The organism is Enterococcus gallinarum (assembly GCF_021496385.1).
GTDB lineage: Bacteria > Bacillota > Bacilli > Lactobacillales > Enterococcaceae > Enterococcus_D > Enterococcus_D gallinarum.
The window spans coordinates 2,749,730-2,765,858 of the sequence record NZ_CP050816.1 but is presented as its reverse complement, the minus strand read 5'-3'; the positions used below and the strand labels follow the sequence as shown (position 1 = coordinate 2,765,858).

The window sequence follows — 16,129 nt, the reverse complement described above, 5'->3', positions numbered from 1 at the left end:
CTATCCAGTCATTGCGTCTATTTGCGACAATCACAAGAAAGGGATCGTTGCTTCTGTAGGCTTCGCTCAAAGGGGGAAAAAGGGGAAGAAAAAAATGAAAATAAGTTGGAAAAAATGGGTTAGCGTATTTTTAGGCGTATTGGTTTTTGCTTTGGCAGGCTGCAGCAAACCTGCCTCAGAGGCAACTACAGTAAAGCTTGGGGTTGTTGGAGAGCAAAATGAAGCTTGGGAATATGTTCAGGAACAATTGTTGGAAAAAGAGCAAATCAATCTACAGCTCGTTAAATTTACTGATTATCGTCAGCCCATCCTGGCACTAGAGGACGGTTCGATTGATCTGCACGCAGCCTTGACAGAGATTTTTATGGATAATGTCAATCAGGAAAGCGGATATTCCAATACAACGATTGCTTATACCACACTCAATCCACTGGGGATTTATTCAGACAAAATCAAAGACATTGCTGAATTGGCTGATGGTGCTACTGTCGCGTTACCAAATGACGTTTCAAATGAGAGCCGCGCATTATTGTTGCTGCAGACGGCCGGGGTGATCACATTGGATCAATCAAAAGGTCTGTTGCCAACGACGAATGATATCGCCGATAACCCGAAGCAGCTGACGTTCAAGTTGCTGGATGCCAATCAGACCGCGCGAGCAATAACGGATGTCGATATTTCATTGATTAACAATGGGATGGCTGTTGATGCCGGATTTGTGCCAACAGAAGATGCGATTTTCTTAGAGCCTGTCGCAGATTCGTCCAAACCGTATTACAATGTGATCGCGGCCCGAGCGGAGGAAAAAGAAAATCAGACGTATCAGACGATCATTGAGTATTATCAAACAGATGAAGTCAAAGAAATCATTGATAAAGTAACAAAAAAATCAAGTATACCTGTATGGTAAGAAAGTAGGAGAACGATGAAAAATTGGAAAAAAGGATTGATTGGGACGGCGATTATCAGTATAGGTTTATTCTTAGCTGCTTGCTCCTCATCCAGTACACAAGATTCAACAACAAAAACTTCAACTCAAGCAGGAGATAAAGACACGTTCACTTATGCGATCAGCGGTGATCCAACGTCAACGAATCCAATCAATACGAGTGACCGTTGGGGGCTGACTGTCACCAACATGATCTATTCTCCTTTAGTGATTGTTGAAGCGGATGGAACAACCCAAAATGCACTAGCAGATTCCGTTGAGCCAGCTGAGGATGGCTTGTCCTTGACGGTTCATTTGAAAAAAGATGTGAAATGGTCAGATGGCGAAGCCTTTACCGCAGAGGATGTTGTTTTTACTTATGAACAAAAAGTGAAAAAAGAAAACGGCAATGCAGATGCGTTATGGGTAGATGGAAAACCGGTCAGCATTGAAAAAGTTGATGATTATACAGTGAAGTTTGTGTTACCTTCTGCAAGTGCAGCAGCATTAAATAATATCGCAACTGAAACGTATATCATTCCTGAACATATTTATAAAGATGTGACTGATTTTTCTGTTAGCGAATTGCCTGAAACCCCCGTAGGAACAGGGCCTTACAAATTAAAGGAATACAAGCGCGGCGAATATTTTACTTTTGAAGCCAATGAAAACTATTACGGCGGCGAAGCAGCAATCAAAAATGTGACATTGCGGATCATTGAAAGTACTGATACGGCTAAAGTCGCTTTACAAAAAGGCGAAGTAGATGCGGCAGTTGTCTTGCCTTCTGATATTGAAGATTTGGATGAATCAATGATCTCAGTATATCCGTATACTGAAAATCGGGTTGGTTATCTAGGATTGAATACTCATTCTGATGCCCTCAAAGATGTCAAAGTAAGACAAGCGGTTCTTTATGCTTTGAACAAAAATGAAATGAATCAAGCAGCGTATTTGAGTGATGAATATTATGATACGCCATATTCTTTCTTGCCACCGAACAATCCTTACGCGACCGAAGACGTGGAAAAATATGAAACAAATGTGGAAAAAGCCAAAGAACTTTTGCAAGAAGCGGGTGTATCCAATCTCCAACTGAATCTAGCATTTACTTCAACGGATCCTGCACAAACGATTCAGGCAACATTGATTCAACAACAATTACAGCAAGCAGGTATCAACGTTTCATTGGAAGGCGGCGATGGAACAGCGATCTTTACAGAATTGAAAAAAGCCGGTTCGACAAAATACAATTTATTTTTAGGCGGCTATATCATGGGAAATGACCCAGATCTTTATGGTATGCTTTTCAAAACGGATGGCAGCTCAAATTATTTCCAAACACAGAACAAAACTACCGATGATTTGTTTGCTAAAGCAGCGGTTGAGTTAGATGAAACAAAACGGAAAGAGTTATATGACCAGCTGCAACAAGCCATTGCCGATGATGCTCGAATCTATCCTATCGTAGATAATAAAAAGATTTTAGCTGTCAACAATCGCATTGCCAATGTAGAAGAAGCTGGCTTGATTCCAATCTACACATTTGAAGATATGTCAAAATTGACAATCAAGTAACATGAATGGTTGTGACAGAAGTCAAAGAAAGACGGAAAACATAGACGGATTCGCCTTCTTTAAAGTTGGCGGATCTGCACCAAGAAGTTGGGCTGTGCCCTAAGTAACATCCAGATGAAAATGCCTGAAATGGTTGAGATAGAGGTAGACGCTGAAGGTACAACCGCTCTTGTATGACAGGAGCCATCTCAAGTTTCTTCGGATATCAGTTGGATGAAATACTTAGGTTCTTGCTCCTCTGGTGCATGCGATTTGTTATCTGTCTAGCGGCCTTCTGTCATGATTTTTTTTGAGAGAAAGAAGGGAAACCATGTTCCGATATATTATGAAGCGAGTATTGCAGGCTATTCCTCTGCTATTCGTTATTTCATTCATCGTTTTTTCACTGATTCATATCGCACCTTATGATGTGATCGATTCAATCACAACGCCAAATATGACACAAGAGCAAATTGATCTGTTGCGGCAACGCTATGGATTGGATCAACCATTTCTAGTGCAATACTTTCTATGGATCAAAAACATCCTTACAGGGAACTTGGGATTTTCATTAGTATCCCAGAACAGTATCGCTCAAGAATTAGCGGTCAGAATCCCTAATACGATTCGACTGGTTCTGCCAGCGTATCTGACTGCATTGCTGTTAGCAATTTTACTCGGACTGTTGGCGGCAGCAAACAAGGGAAAAGTATGGGATCGTCTGATCGACGGTATTGCTTCTTTAGGAATCGCGGTGCCTACATTCTGGTTTGCAATGATTTTGATTTATCTTTTTGGGTATCGGCTGAATCTGTTTCCTATCATTGGGATGTATACTGTTGGAAAAGAAGGAGATTTCAACGATTTTCTGCAACATTTTATTTTGCCTTATGCAACACTGACGGTCGCTTTTTTCCCAGAATTAACTCGGTACATTCGCGCCTCAGCTACGCAACAAGTATCTGAAGATTATGTCGTTGTACAGCAGGCATTTCACGCTACGAAATGGCAGATTTTTAGCCGTCATATCAGTCGCAATGTGTTGATCCCGATCGTGACGCAAATTGGTTTGGCACTGCCAATGCTGGTCACAGGAGCAATCATTACAGAAACCATCTATGGCTGGCCAGGGGTCGGTCCTTATTTGATGAGTGCTACGAAAAGTTTGGACTATCCCGTGATCATGGCAATCATGTTGCTGTCAGCGACCTTAGTTATTTTAGGCAATCTATTGGCGGATGTTCTTTATTCGATTGTTGATCCAAGAATACGTAAAGGAGGGAATCGTTCATGAAACGATTGAAGAAAATCAGAAAGGCGATTTTCTCTTCTCCAGTTTACGCCTTTTCTTTTATCTTTTTGACGTTGCTGATTTTGTTGTCATTAGCGGCACCTTTGATTCCAATCGATCCGAATGCGACGGATGTCAGCAATATGTCCCAAGCACCTAGCTGGGCCCATCTGTTCGGAACGGATGAAGTTGGACGAGACTATTTCATTCGAGTTGTCTACGGCGGTCGGGTCTCGTTATTAGTGGGAGTACTAGCGATGATTACAGCGACATTGATCGGCACGATGGTCGGTTTAGCTGCTGGATACTTTGGTGGTTGGGTGGACAGTCTTTTGATGCGTCTTGTTGATGTCTTGTCTTCCATTCCTTGGTTGGTATTAGTGATTGTTTTAAGTGTCTTTCTGCGTCCGGGATTGACGACGATCATTATTGTAATTGGCGGCTTTTCGTGGATGAATATCGCTCGTCTGATTCGGGGAGAAACACTTGCTGCGAAAGAAAGAGAATATGTTGTCTATGGTAAGTTTATTGGTCGGACATCCTTTAGTATTATTTTCCGCCATATTTTTCCAGCAGTTTTACCTACGCTGATCGTGGCAGCTTCTGCCAGCATCTCAGGAGCGATCATGACAGAATCTGCGTTGAGTTTTTTGGGAATGGGAATCCAACAGCCAATGGCTTCTTGGGGGAGTTTGCTGCAAAATGCCCAAAGCAGTTTGCAACGAGCCCCTTATATGGCAATTCTGCCCGGCTTATTCGTGATTTTTACCATCTATTCATTTAATAATCTGGGGGACATGATCAAACGTGTCTTGCAGCGGGAGGTGTAGCAAGCATGACAGAGCCATTACTGACGGTGAAAAACTTAAACGTGTTTTTTCATAGAAAACAAGGAGATCAGCAGCTGCTGAAAGAAATCGACCTAGTCATTCCTAAAGGACAAGTCGTGGGGATCGTCGGTGAATCAGGCAGTGGCAAGAGTATGACGATGAAAAGCGTGATGGGGATCTTACCAGAAAATATCTCCGACTCCTTTGACTCGTTTGTTTTTGAAGGCCAACCAGTTGTTGATCGCAGCAAATTACCGCTAGCCATGATTTTTCAAGATCCAATGACATCATTGAACCCTTTGCGAACCATCGGGTATCACTTGATTGAAGTCATTCGCAGACATCAGAAAATGTCAAAAAAAGCTGCGCAAACAATTGCCATTGCGGAGTTGAACAAGGTAGGGATCCCCCTTCCTGAACAGCGGATGAAGCAGTATCCCCATGAATTATCAGGGGGGATGCGGCAGCGGGTCATGATCGCTATGGCACTGTTGGCACAGTCGAAGTTGCTGATTGCAGATGAACCAACGACTGCATTAGATGTAACGATTCAAGCTCAGATCTTGGCATTGATCAAGCAATTGCAGCGAGCAGAGAACCTTTCGGTCGTTCTGGTGACCCATGATTTTGGGGTTGTCGCTGGCATGTGTGATTTTATCAAGGTGATGTACCAAGGAAGAGTGGTAGAGGAAGGGACTACTGAAGAAATTTTCTATCAACCTCAGCATCTCTATACGAAGCAACTGCTCGAGGCCGCCCACTTAGGGGATAAAGAAGAAACAGTTGTCTTTGACTATCAGGAAGAACTTCCTGATGTGTTACACGTTCGGGAAATCTCTGAGACGCATCGTGTTTGGGAAGGAGGGGCAAGCAATTGAAGGAATTGATACGAGTCGAAGAGGCCAGCAAAACGTTTCGAAGCAAAAACTGGCGTGGGGTAGTGACAGAAGTGCGCGCAGTAGAGAATGTTAGTTTGACGATCCATCGGGGCGAAACTCTAGGCCTTGTAGGAGAATCAGGCAGTGGTAAAACAACATTAGGCCGTAGTATTTTGAATCTGGAAACTTTATCTGCAGGCAAAGTCTTTTTTGAGGGACAAGAGCTGGCAAGTTTGTCACCAGAGGAACAAAAGAAACGCTATCAGCAGATGCAAGTAATTTTTCAAGATCCTTATTCTGCGTTGAATCCACGAATGACTGCTTTGGAGTTAGTGATGGAGCCTTTACTGAAAGAAACGAAAGACGCTGCACGAGCAAAGGCTAAAGAGATACTTGCGATCGTTGGAATCAAAGGAGAGGACATCCATAAATTTCCTCGGAATTTCAGTGGTGGACAACGTCAACGGATCGGGATTGCTCGAGCAGTCGTTAATCGACCAGCCTTTGTCTTGTGTGATGAACCAACTTCTGCATTAGATGTGTCGATTCAAGCGCAGATCATTCAATTACTTCTAAAGCTGCAAAAAGAATTTTCATTGTCCTATTTATTTATTTCCCATGATTTATCCGTGATCCGTCATATCAGTGACCGCACCGCAGTCATGTATCAAGGAAAATTGGTTGAATTGGCGCCAACAAAACGACTCTTTGAAAGCCCTCAGCATCCTTATACAAAGAAACTATTGGCAGCAGCACCAATCGCTGATCCAATTCTGGCTCGAGCAGCAATGGATCAGAAAGACATCCAAGAAACGATCACTTTAAGTCCTCTTTTTGAATGGATAGAAGTAGAAAAAGAACATTATGTAAGGAGAGAAAAAAATGACAGTTGAAACCTTAACACTGGTTCAAGGAAAAGATAAATTAGAATTACCACAGCAAAATGGCAACTGGGTCTTGGCTCGAGAACTAGGATACTCACCGGTTCAGATGCTTGTAACTGCAGCCGCAGCTTGTGGCGGTTATGTGTATACTTCTGTTTTGGAAAATTCTCATGTGCCTGCTGAGATTGAAAAAATCGAAGTCAGTTATACGAGAGATTCTACGAAGAAAGCAGAGCCGATCTCTTCGATCCAGATCGATTTTTATGCGCGGATTTCAGCGGAATATCAAGAAAAAGCCATTCGCTGTCTCAAACTCGTTTCTCCGAATTGTCCAGTCATCCAATCATTAGATCCAACGATCACGGTAGCAGAAACAGTTCATTTCATTTAATTCAAACAACACAAAACACGTTAAACAAAAAGGCAGCTAGTCAAAAGAAATTCGACTAGCTGCCTTTTTTAATAAATAATATTTTCGCGAATTGACCCGATATCTAAAACCAATAGTTTCCGGTCTTGAGTCTTGATAGCACCGCTTTCTCTCAACCGCTGCATCATTCGATTGACACTACTTGCTGAAGTGATACCGCAAAAGCGGGCGATTTCCTCATTGGTTACCTCAAAATCAATCAAGGTTCCTTCACCCACTGGTACCCCAAAGGTTTCGTATAATTCATTCAATTGTGTACAGACCGCACCAAATTTGCCATTCATCAGCATTTGCTGCATTTTTTTCATGGAGTACATTAGATTTTTGCGATAGTACTCTTTGACATAATCTTGTAACGCCCGATTTTGATTGACATCTGTCCAGAATTGATCGCGCACGATCTTATATAATTCGGCTTCTTCTGACTCGACACGCACATTGAAGGGCGCTTCGACTTCTTGTGAAGATTCATCTTTAAAAAGAGAAACAATATCGAAATCATTCATATAGCGCAAATTGAATTCACGCCCCTCATGAGTGACGACACTTGTCTTGATGATCCCTTTTTTCAAAATATAGACATAACGATCAGGGATTCCTTCATACGTCAAATAACTTCTTTTTTTACGTATGACTACTGGAATATTATTTTGTTCTAAATAGTCCATTAATAGCTGTTTTACCAAACAAAGCACTCCTCTTATTCCTATAGTGTTTCCTTTTCAATGAACAGTCACATTCGCCAAATCTGGGTGAATATTCTTTTTTAATTAAAGAACATTCTAACTCAAAAAGCAATAACAAATGTTAATGTATTATGTTTTTGCGTTTTTTCAGCAACAAAAGCGAATTTGCGCTCTTGAAATATCAGGTATAGTTAGACCTGTCATCTGAGAAAGAGGATGATGAAACAAAGAAACAATAAAAAAGGAGCAAAACACAACATGTCAGAACAGGAGCAACAAACAGAAAAACTATGGAACAAAGGTTTTATTACTATTACATTGATTAATTTTATTGTTTTTCTGGTCTATTATTGTTTTGTCGTCATCACGGCAAAGTTTGCTACGCAAGAATTAGGGGCTTCCGCTGCACAAGCTGGGTTTGCAGCAGGGATCTATATTATAGGAACATTGATTGCCCGCTTGTATATTGGTAAGGTATTGGAGCTAGTTGGACGAAAAGCCATCTTACGTTGGGGAATGATTTTTTATGTCATAACTACGGCGGCTTATTTGATTTCATCGAATATCATGATTTTGGATGGTGTCCGTTTCTTGAATGGTTTCGCCTATGGAGCAGTGTCTACAGCGGCAAATGCAATTGTTACGGCGTACATTCCCTCTTCAAAACATGGAGAAGGAATCAACTACTATGGATTAAGCACGAGTTTAGCAGCTGCTGTCGGTCCATTTATCGGAATGCTGCTGTTACCCTCTTTTGGTTTTGATTTTATTATCCTATTAGCAACTGCTCTTTCGATAGTAACAGCCATTGCTTGTTTCGCTTTCCCAGTGAAAAATATTTCCTTAACACCAGAACACCGAGCAGAACTAAAGAAATGGTCATTCAGCAGTTTTGTTGAGCCAAAAGTCTTGTTTATTTCAGGTCTGGCCTTTTTGATTGGGTTGTCTTATTCCAGTGTATTAGGTTTCCTTTCTATTTATGCCGGAAACCTTGGCCTAGAAACCGCAGGCGCATTCTTCTTTGTTGTTTATGCATTATCCGTAACCTTCACTCGTCCAATGACAGGTCGCTTGTTTGATCGTCGTGGTGCAGATGCAGTGATGTATCCAAGTTTTATCTTCTTGACATTAGGATTGTTCTTGTTGAGTATTACTGGCAATAGCTTGATGCTGTTGATTTCTGGCTGTTTTGTTGGACTTGGCTATGGTACATTCATGTCTAATGGACAAGCCGTATGTCTAAAAGAAGTCGATTCTCATCGGATCGGTGTTGCACTTTCTACTTATTTCATTGGTCTAGATTTAGGATTAGGTGTCGGTCCTTATGCATTAGGTAGCTTAAACGGGATGTTTAATTATTCTCAAATCTATATCATTTGCGGAGTGATTCCGGTCGTTGTTATTGTACTGTACAAATTCTTTTATAAAACCAAAAAAGTCGTCGAAAGCGCCGCTATTTCAGAACGTTCGAGAGAAGAATAAAGACAAGGAGTGTAGGAATAATGGACAGCAATCAATTGATTTTAGAAGCACTGAAAAATTTGGTAAACAATGTCAATGAATTGAACAAAGAAATCCATTCGATGGAAGAAGTAAATCAACGTTTGACGATCGAGCAAGTTGAGATTGCTCACGAATTGAAAAACATCAAGCGTGTGTTGATCAACGATAATATCATTGGCTGATCAACGTTAATCAAAGTGGCAGAGCAGTGGTATTGGGTTCCATTACTGCTCTGCCTTAATTTTTGCCCAAGATACGGCAAAAAAACGAACGATTCTTAAAAAACAGCTGTCATTAAAGGGACTAAAATTGAAGACCACTAGAATCTGTGCTATAGTTTGTCTGGGTAGAGATACCTAAATAAATCAGAGTAGGAAATAAAGCGTTAAGTGCCGAAAGGATGGGATGTTGCCTTTTGGACGAAGAACGATTCGTTCGCGGTTTTATTTTCGCATTCGCTGCATGAATTTGTAGCAGCTCTAAAAGGAGATGCTCGTTATGAAAAGAAAAGTCGACGCACACATGATCGCGGTCATGGGGCTTTTGATTGCCCTGATGGTGGTCTTGTCGCAAATCTTGGGGTTTGAAACAGCCTATTTGAAACTCACCTTCACTTTTGTTCCTGAGTTGATTATGGGGATGCTTTTTGGGCCATTCTGGACTGCTGTAGGGGCTTCGGTCGCTGATATAGCAGGAATGATTTTATTCCCTAAATCCGCTTATTTCTTCGGATTTACGATCAATGCATTCGTAGGTGGGTTGATCTACGGTTACTTTTTTTATAGAAAGGAAGTAACTTGGAAACGGGCAGCAACAGTGGTCTTGCTGAATACCCTTCTGATCACATTGATTTTGACACCGATCTGGTTGGCAATGATGCTGAATATTCCATTAACAAGCTGGGCAATTTGGTCGGCTCGATTGATGAAAGCTGTTATCATGTTTCCTATTCAGACAGTTTTGATCTACTTTGTTGGGCGCGCAGTGCCTTATAAACGCTTGACTCGGCGTTTTACCTAATCATTTTAGCAACAAAAAAAGAATAAAAAACAAACATCCATTAAAGCGAACAGTACACTTGAGTGTGTCGTGTTCGCTTTTTTTACCTTAAAAGGCATGCTAAAATAGGCTGATGTAAAATAAGACGAGGAATTTATGAACTGGAGGAATTTATGAATAAAAAAGGAATCCTTATGGGTGGCTTTATTTTGCTTCTGTTGCTCATTATAGGAGGAATGAAGTGGCTGATGGACCAACAGTCAAATGGGGAAGAACCGACAAACGCTTCACAAACAACGTCAACAAGTTCTCTAAGTACCGAGTCGAGTATTCCCGAACAATCAACTGAGGAGGAAACGACGATTGATAAGCGGATTGACCAAATGAGTCTAGAAGAAAAAGTTGGGCAACTATTTTTTGTACGAGTGCCTGAAATCAATCAAGTTGAAGATATACAAACCTATCATTTAGGCGGCTATGTCTTATTCGGACGTGATACGGAGAATGAGACAGCTGAGACGTTGAAGCAAAAGATTGCTGATTATCAGCAAGCCAGTTCCATACCTTTGCTGATCGGAATGGACGAAGAAGGGGGAACTGTCACTCGAATCAGTCGCAACCCTGCATTGGTACAAACACCATTTTTATCCCCTCAGCAACTTTACCAACAAGGGGGCTGGCAAGCAATTGAAGAAGATACTGCTCAAAAGGCAGCTATTTTCCACGAATATGGCATTTCTACCGGTCTGTTTCCGGTCGCCGATGTATCCACTGACCCTAATTCATTTATCTATGATCGGACCATAGGTTTAGATGCAGCAGGAACCAGTGAATTTGTTCGTAGAAACATTGCCGTTTTAAAAGAGAATCGGATTGGTTCGACATTGAAGCATTTTCCGGGTTACGGCAATAACCGTGATTCACATGTAGAGATCGTTACCGATGATCGTCCGTTAGAAGAGTTGGAAACGAATGATTTCTTACCTTTTGAAGCCGGGATCAAAGCAGGAGCTGACAGTATTTTAGTCTCACATAATATTGTCACAAGTATTGATGACAGCGCACCAGCCTCTATCTCGAAGCCTGTCCATGAATTATTGAGGAAGCAGCTGGGGTTCAAAGGAGTAATCATGACGGATGACATGGATATGGCGGGTCTAGCTGACTTTATTTCTCAATCAGAAGCAGGGCTGAGAGCATTAGAAGCAGGGAACGATTTAGTGATGTCATCTACCTATCAGCAACAGATCCCAGTGATTGTGGATGCTGTCAGAAGTGGTAATTATCCGGAAGCAGCCATCGATGCTTCCGTCAAACGAGTGCTTGAATGGAAAGCTTCCATTGGGTTAATCAATTAAAGAAAACGATCTGAAAGACACTCTTTTCTGCTAACAAGTATTGGCGCAGAAAGAAGACTTTCAGATCGTTTTTTTTTATCCTATACAGATTTTTCCGGCAGCAACATTATAAAAAAGGTTCTTCAGATGGTGCCACTGTCAAAAGGACGTTGGTTGCTAATTCTGATAGTTCAGCAGCGTAGGCAGATTGACCTAAAAAGTGTAGGATCTCAATTGCTTTCGTGATTGTTTGTTTTCCAGTTTCGATTTCACCATGGAAGATCGCGATGATCCCTTCGAAATAGCGGATCATCAATCGAATCCGGTCGTTATCCAATGGAATATTTTTGGTCATATAAAACAAAATTTGTTTAAGATGATCGATCTGATTGCGGTCAATGAAAAGAAAGGCAGCGTTAGTCAACAACTTAGAATAAATATGATAATTGAGACTAAGCAAATTATTATAAAATTCCTGCTTGTTTAGTTGCTCGATTTGAAACAAAATATATTCGTCCGTGAAAAGAAACATTAGATTTGCAAATATGGTAATCTCAAATTTTCCCCAGGTTTCTATTTTGTCGAGGTAGCTCTTTATCGCTGCCTCGATTTTTTCTGTTTCATCGATGGTATGTAGAAAACCCTTTTTCTTTAGGATCAAATAGTACTGGCTATAAAGAAGATAGTAGAAAAAGTCTTGTGTTTCTTGGTAGGTTGTTTTTGACTCGTCAATCAAGATTGCTAGCTGATCATAATCATGTTGGTAATAAGCATTGTGAAATTGTTTCGAGAGTTGCTTCTTTTCATTTAATTGATTGTTTGTCAAATGATACTCAAATTCTTCGAGAGTCACATTCAAGCGATCAAGGTATTTGTAAAGAATATCAAAAGCAATTCGATGACCTTTTTGTTCAAAAGTAGCTAACGTGCTCCGCTCAGATATATCGGCTGCTAACTTTCTTTGGGAAAGATTACGTTCAGTACGTAACTTTTTCAGTAATAGATTGGCTTCCAAAAAAGCACCTCCTAAATGCACCTAGAAAATAGGTGGACGAAAAAATAGTCCAAATCAACTATAGTACTATTTTCCAATTAAACTGAAGGAAAGTCAATTAAAGGAGGAAAAGAAAATGTTTCAATTATTTGGGTTTCCATGGGAAGTTGTTGAAAATATGATCAACATTTTTTCTTTCTTACGCTAAAAGTTCGTTCAGTAAATCTGATCAACATCAGATTTCAGTAACGCAAAAATAGGTGGTTTCTAGTAATAATTTACTATTTGCTCCTCCAAGGTCGTTGACCTCTCCCCAAAGTCCTGCTTAGCAGGCATTCCAGGCTGTCGATCTTAGGAGGAAACAGGAACTTGAAGTAGGAAAAAGCAGGAAAACAGCGATTTCTGCTTTTTCCTATGTTTAAATCAAGAATGATAGACAGAAAACCAGTGGCATTCCAAAAAGGAAGCCACTGGTTTTTTAGTTTATCGAAAAGTCGTTGATTGTCAGATATTCCTCCCATAAAGCGTCAAATAATGGCGACAACTCTTTTAGAGTCTCAGTTTCTTCCATGACATAAGCAGGATACTCAATTGCTGGCAACAATCTATTTGCTGGAACGATGTAATAGTCAAAGTCTTTTTCGTGGTTTCTTACGATATCATAGTCCACAAATTGAATTTGATCCAATAAAAAACTGATTTGCTGAATGGCTGATAAATTCAATGAAGGAATGATTCCCACCTGTAATTTTTGTAAATGATGCTGTTGATAAAACGGATATATGAAAAAAGTCAGATAGTCTAGGACTAGCGATTTGGCTTTTTTGAGCCATTCATAACCAACACGTCGAGTGTATTTTGTCAAAAATGGACGAATCTTTTTCTGTAGATTTGTAAATCCTTTCTTTTGAAAGGATAGATTCAACTCATTTTGAGACCAAAAATCAATCAATAGGCCATTGTTTGCATAAAAAATATACAGAATAATGAAGCTATCTTTTTGAATTTCAGAAAATACTTCTTCATCAAAAGGGATCCCAACGATTTCTGGTAATAATACGTGACTAAAATCAGCCATAAACTCATGAAAAATAGGATCATCTTCTTTGATCTGTTCATAGAAATCACAAAGTAGAGCAGCTCTTTCTGGTGTTGGCTCAGCGAAACGGACTAGAAAGAACAGCATTCCTTTGACATAATTGATCTGATAAGTTACTTGCTTTTCGTCAGTCATAAATGCCGTAAAATAATTTTCTAGAGGATGGTTCATCTTTGAAAATAATTTTTCAAAACCATTGATTGGGTTAAGCAAATAGCCTTGTTCGAATCGAAGTTTGGATACAAATAAAATGACTAAGATCAGTCGTTGGTTAACAGGAGAAAACTTTTGTAATGCTAATTCGTTGATCAAAACCGTTTGATCACTGAAGTCCGTTAAGTAATCCGCTTCTAATGGTGAGTTCTCTAGATAAGTTAAAATTTGAACGTAAAATGAACGGATATTGATTTCATTTCCAGTCAGTTTCAACTGAGAAACATTCAAATGGATTTCTTTTCCCAATAAATAAGTCTTCAGTGGTTTAAGTGCCCGGGTGATCGTTGAATGACTGACAAAATGAACAGTTGAAAAATCATTGATGGTCATTTCCGGGTTCATGATCGATGTAAGTAGAAGTTGGAAAGCAAGGCTTTCCTGAATCAAATACTTCTGATAAAGTGAATAGGAAAGTGGTTCTTCTAATGAACGAACCTTGAAACCTTTTTCACATAACGAAACTTGATAAAGCGCTGAAAACTCTTGTTGCATTTCCTCTATGAGTGGTGCTATCCCGTGATAAGACAAGCCCAGATGCTCGGCGATTTTACTGATATTGATTGGTTGATTGGTATTCTCATTTAAATAAGTCAAAATTGCTAATTTTTTCTTTGCATGATTGGTGAGTAACAGATCTTCAAACATAATCATCCTCCTTTTAAAAATATTATCATAAATATTATTTAATAATGAATCAAAAATGTAAGTTTGAGATGCCAATTTTTGATTAAAAAAGTTCTTCTTTTGTCGTGTTGTGTAATTAAATAATCTCGGTGTAAAATTATTATTGGATTTTATGTGAAGAAAATTGCTATTCAAAAATAGCAGATTTTCTCTTTTTTTTATGCGTTTTTTTAGAATAAAAGAATCACTATAGAATAATTATTCGGTCTTTAAATATATGTACGTAATTAATAAACGAACGATATAAGAAGATTTTTTGTTTTTAAAATAACACATAATACCTGTTCCTACAAGTTAAAAAACAGTGACAAGTACGTGTACTTATTTTTATCCATGTGATTTCAGTAAATAGACGATGCTGATCCTTAGGAAATCCTACATGCTGAACTTAGAAAAAGGCGGTACAAAAGCTTTTTGACGATTATTCTTAGCGAACAAGAGAGATGTTAGTTGTGCTTTTTTGTTTACATGGAAATAATCTGAAAAAATTGTTGTCCATTTAGGAGTGAGAATGGTTAGGAGACAATTGAGAATGGCGTAGGTTTCTTCAAAAACGATTATTTTTATTATCTTTCAAGAAATGGTGACAAAACCTAATAAATATAAGTTGAAAAGCTAGTGCTGATGAATAGAAAAACAAATGTATTTTTACTTCTGGGCGAGGGATAAGTCGTCTTGATTGATAAAAAAACGTAGGGTTGTTAGACTGGTTTTAGAGGAAAAAAAGGAGGACGTAAAATGAAACACGGATTTAGAGATTATTTAGGAGCAAATGAGCGGGAGGCCGGTTATAACTTATCCTGGGGCTCAATTTTCGCAGGAGTCGTGACGTTTATTGCATTATTCATGACATTTTCATTAATCGGCTCAGCGATCGGCTTTGGAATGGTAGAACCTACTTCAAACAACCCGCTGGATGGTGTGGGAACAGGCTTGATGATTTGGACTGTTGTGACACTGATTCTTTCATTATTCGGCGCAGGATTTGTTTCTGGTGTAGCAGCTAGACGCGTTGGTTTGGTACATGGATTTCTTACTTGGGCAACCAGTATGATCGTTACGATCGTTATGTTATCATATTTAACGATTGGGGCTTTTTCTGTAGTTGGTTCACTATTGGGCAATATCGCTTCAGCTGTCGGAAGTGGCGTAGAGAATGTCGCATCGGGAACAGCAGATGTCGCATCAAAAGCCTTTGATGAAATTACAGGAAACATGGGAGATATTGATACAGATCAATTGCAAACGGACGTCCGCGACGTATTAAAAGACACTGACGTTCCTGAATTGCAGCCAAACTATTTGCAAGATCAAGTTTCTGATGCAACGAGTGATATTACCGATGCAGGTAAGAAAATCGCTACGGATCCAAATAAAGCAGACGAAATCATCGATGATCTTTCAACAAAATTACAAGATCGGGCAACGAAAATCAGCGATTCCGTTGATGAAGATGCCATTTCAAATGCGGTAGCAAAAAATACCGATCTAAATCAACAAGAAGCACAAGAAGCTACCCAAAATATTGTCAATGGGTTGCAAAAAGCTTCTGACGAAGCACAACAGCAAATTGAAACAGCACAACAAAATCTTGAACAAGCAAAACAAGATATCGATCAAGCAGTCAAAGATGCGCGTAAAAAAGCTGATGAAGTAAGTGATGCAACTGCTAAAGCATCAATTTGGGGCTTTGTAGCAATGGTCTTAGGACTAGCTCTAACATCGATCGGCGGCATGGTCGGAGCGAACTTAGTCAAAACTGCCGATCATGAAAATCGGATCTAAAGGAAAAAGACAAACACGAAAATAGTAG

General features: G+C 39.7%; 15 protein-coding genes and 1 riboswitch. Of the genes, 12 read left to right on the top strand and 3 right to left on the bottom strand.

Annotated elements, in window-relative coordinates; genetic code table 11:
* Positions 1-94 precede the first annotated feature (94 nt).
* The 7 genes from HED61_RS13545 to HED61_RS13515 all read left to right on the top strand — a co-directional run bounded on the left by HED61_RS13545 (position 95) and on the right by HED61_RS13515 (position 6,759).
* A complete protein-coding gene (locus tag HED61_RS13545) occupies positions 95-910 on the top strand; it encodes a MetQ/NlpA family ABC transporter substrate-binding protein (protein WP_219644935.1) in 816 nt (271 codons plus the stop codon).
* A gap of 15 nt (positions 911-925) precedes the next feature.
* The gene (locus HED61_RS13540; RefSeq protein WP_081131475.1) at positions 926-2,506 is read left to right on the top strand and encodes an ABC transporter substrate-binding protein; all 1,581 of its coding nucleotides are present in this window, start codon (positions 926-928) and stop codon (positions 2,504-2,506) included.
* A 310-nt stretch (positions 2,507-2,816) separates the two neighbouring features.
* Positions 2,817-3,779, top strand: a complete 963-nt coding sequence (locus HED61_RS13535) for an ABC transporter permease (protein WP_005470889.1) — start codon at positions 2,817-2,819, stop codon at positions 3,777-3,779.
* On the top strand, positions 3,776-4,606 hold the full coding sequence (locus tag HED61_RS13530) for an ABC transporter permease (RefSeq protein ID WP_003125985.1): 831 nt from the start codon (positions 3,776-3,778) through the stop codon (positions 4,604-4,606). Before HED61_RS13535 ends, HED61_RS13530 begins: the two co-directional genes overlap by 4 nt.
* Positions 4,607-4,611: 5 nt before the next feature.
* Entirely contained in the window at positions 4,612-5,484 is an 873-nt protein-coding gene (locus tag HED61_RS13525; RefSeq protein ID WP_219644936.1) for an ABC transporter ATP-binding protein, read from the top strand.
* The gene (locus tag HED61_RS13520; protein WP_103299487.1) at positions 5,481-6,377 is read left to right on the top strand and encodes an ATP-binding cassette domain-containing protein; all 897 of its coding nucleotides are present in this window, start codon (positions 5,481-5,483) and stop codon (positions 6,375-6,377) included. Before HED61_RS13525 ends, HED61_RS13520 begins: the two co-directional genes overlap by 4 nt.
* Positions 6,367-6,759, top strand: a complete 393-nt coding sequence (locus HED61_RS13515; protein WP_060813947.1) for an OsmC family protein — start codon at positions 6,367-6,369, stop codon at positions 6,757-6,759. Before HED61_RS13520 ends, HED61_RS13515 begins: the two co-directional genes overlap by 11 nt.
* Positions 6,760-6,827: 68 nt before the next feature.
* Here HED61_RS13515 and HED61_RS13510 read toward each other — a convergent pair whose 3' ends face one another.
* Positions 6,828-7,484 (bottom strand): Crp/Fnr family transcriptional regulator, encoded by a 657-nt coding sequence (locus HED61_RS13510; protein ID WP_003125990.1) that lies wholly within the window; start codon positions 7,482-7,484, stop codon positions 6,828-6,830.
* A gap of 258 nt (positions 7,485-7,742) precedes the next feature.
* Here HED61_RS13510 and HED61_RS13505 point away from each other — a divergent pair, with 258 nt between their 5' ends.
* From HED61_RS13505 to HED61_RS13490, 4 genes are all read left to right on the top strand, one after another.
* Positions 7,743-8,966, top strand: coding sequence for an MFS transporter (locus tag HED61_RS13505; RefSeq protein WP_103299824.1), 1,224 nt, complete (start codon positions 7,743-7,745; stop codon positions 8,964-8,966).
* 20 nt (positions 8,967-8,986) lie between these two features.
* On the top strand, positions 8,987-9,169 hold the full coding sequence (locus tag HED61_RS13500) for a hypothetical protein (protein ID WP_003125992.1): 183 nt from the start codon (positions 8,987-8,989) through the stop codon (positions 9,167-9,169).
* A 182-nt stretch (positions 9,170-9,351) separates the two neighbouring features.
* Positions 9,352-9,450: riboswitch (THF riboswitch) on the top strand.
* Between the two features lie 26 nt (positions 9,451-9,476).
* Positions 9,477-10,007: a folate family ECF transporter S component gene (locus HED61_RS13495; protein WP_029486579.1), complete on the top strand. Its 531-nt coding sequence runs from the start codon at positions 9,477-9,479 to the stop codon at positions 10,005-10,007.
* A 152-nt stretch (positions 10,008-10,159) separates the two neighbouring features.
* Positions 10,160-11,344: a glycoside hydrolase family 3 N-terminal domain-containing protein gene (locus HED61_RS13490; protein WP_103299491.1), complete on the top strand. Its 1,185-nt coding sequence runs from the start codon at positions 10,160-10,162 to the stop codon at positions 11,342-11,344.
* Positions 11,345-11,450: 106 nt separating this feature from the next.
* On the opposite strand, the gene HED61_RS13485 is transcribed toward HED61_RS13490, so the two are convergent.
* Together HED61_RS13485 and HED61_RS13480 are read right to left on the bottom strand one after the other, a co-directional pair.
* On the bottom strand, positions 11,451-12,338 hold the full coding sequence (locus HED61_RS13485; RefSeq protein WP_103299493.1) for an Rgg/GadR/MutR family transcriptional regulator: 888 nt from the start codon (positions 12,336-12,338) through the stop codon (positions 11,451-11,453).
* 457 nt (positions 12,339-12,795) lie between these two features.
* Positions 12,796-14,277 (bottom strand): helix-turn-helix domain-containing protein, encoded by a 1,482-nt coding sequence (locus HED61_RS13480; protein WP_228073953.1) that lies wholly within the window; start codon positions 14,275-14,277, stop codon positions 12,796-12,798.
* A gap of 777 nt (positions 14,278-15,054) precedes the next feature.
* Here HED61_RS13480 and HED61_RS13475 point away from each other — a divergent pair.
* The gene (locus HED61_RS13475; protein ID WP_138372157.1) at positions 15,055-16,101 is read left to right on the top strand and encodes a hypothetical protein; all 1,047 of its coding nucleotides are present in this window, start codon (positions 15,055-15,057) and stop codon (positions 16,099-16,101) included.
* Positions 16,102-16,129: the final 28 nt, after the last annotated feature.

What these genes read in the sequence shown, in the direction of transcription:
- HED61_RS13515 (WP_060813947.1), top strand. Translation starts at nt 6,367, where the DNA reads ATGACAGTTGAAACCTTAACACTGGTTCAAGGAAAAGATAAATTAGAA.
- HED61_RS13490 (WP_103299491.1), top strand. Translation starts at nt 10,160, where the DNA reads ATGAATAAAAAAGGAATCCTTATGGGTGGCTTTATTTTGCTTCTGTTG.
- HED61_RS13475 (WP_138372157.1), top strand. Translation starts at nt 15,055, where the DNA reads ATGAAACACGGATTTAGAGATTATTTAGGAGCAAATGAGCGGGAGGCC.
- HED61_RS13540 (WP_081131475.1), top strand. Translation starts at nt 926, where the DNA reads ATGAAAAATTGGAAAAAAGGATTGATTGGGACGGCGATTATCAGTATA.
- HED61_RS13505 (WP_103299824.1), top strand. Translation starts at nt 7,743, where the DNA reads ATGTCAGAACAGGAGCAACAAACAGAAAAACTATGGAACAAAGGTTTT.
- HED61_RS13495 (WP_029486579.1), top strand. Translation starts at nt 9,477, where the DNA reads ATGCTCGTTATGAAAAGAAAAGTCGACGCACACATGATCGCGGTCATG.
- HED61_RS13545 (WP_219644935.1), top strand. Translation starts at nt 95, where the DNA reads ATGAAAATAAGTTGGAAAAAATGGGTTAGCGTATTTTTAGGCGTATTG.
- HED61_RS13530 (WP_003125985.1), top strand. Translation starts at nt 3,776, where the DNA reads ATGAAACGATTGAAGAAAATCAGAAAGGCGATTTTCTCTTCTCCAGTT.
- HED61_RS13535 (WP_005470889.1), top strand. Translation starts at nt 2,817, where the DNA reads ATGTTCCGATATATTATGAAGCGAGTATTGCAGGCTATTCCTCTGCTA.
- HED61_RS13480 (WP_228073953.1), bottom strand. Translation starts at nt 14,277, where the DNA reads ATGTTTGAAGATCTGTTACTCACCAATCATGCAAAGAAAAAATTAGCA.
- HED61_RS13525 (WP_219644936.1), top strand. Translation starts at nt 4,612, where the DNA reads ATGACAGAGCCATTACTGACGGTGAAAAACTTAAACGTGTTTTTTCAT.
- HED61_RS13500 (WP_003125992.1), top strand. Translation starts at nt 8,987, where the DNA reads ATGGACAGCAATCAATTGATTTTAGAAGCACTGAAAAATTTGGTAAAC.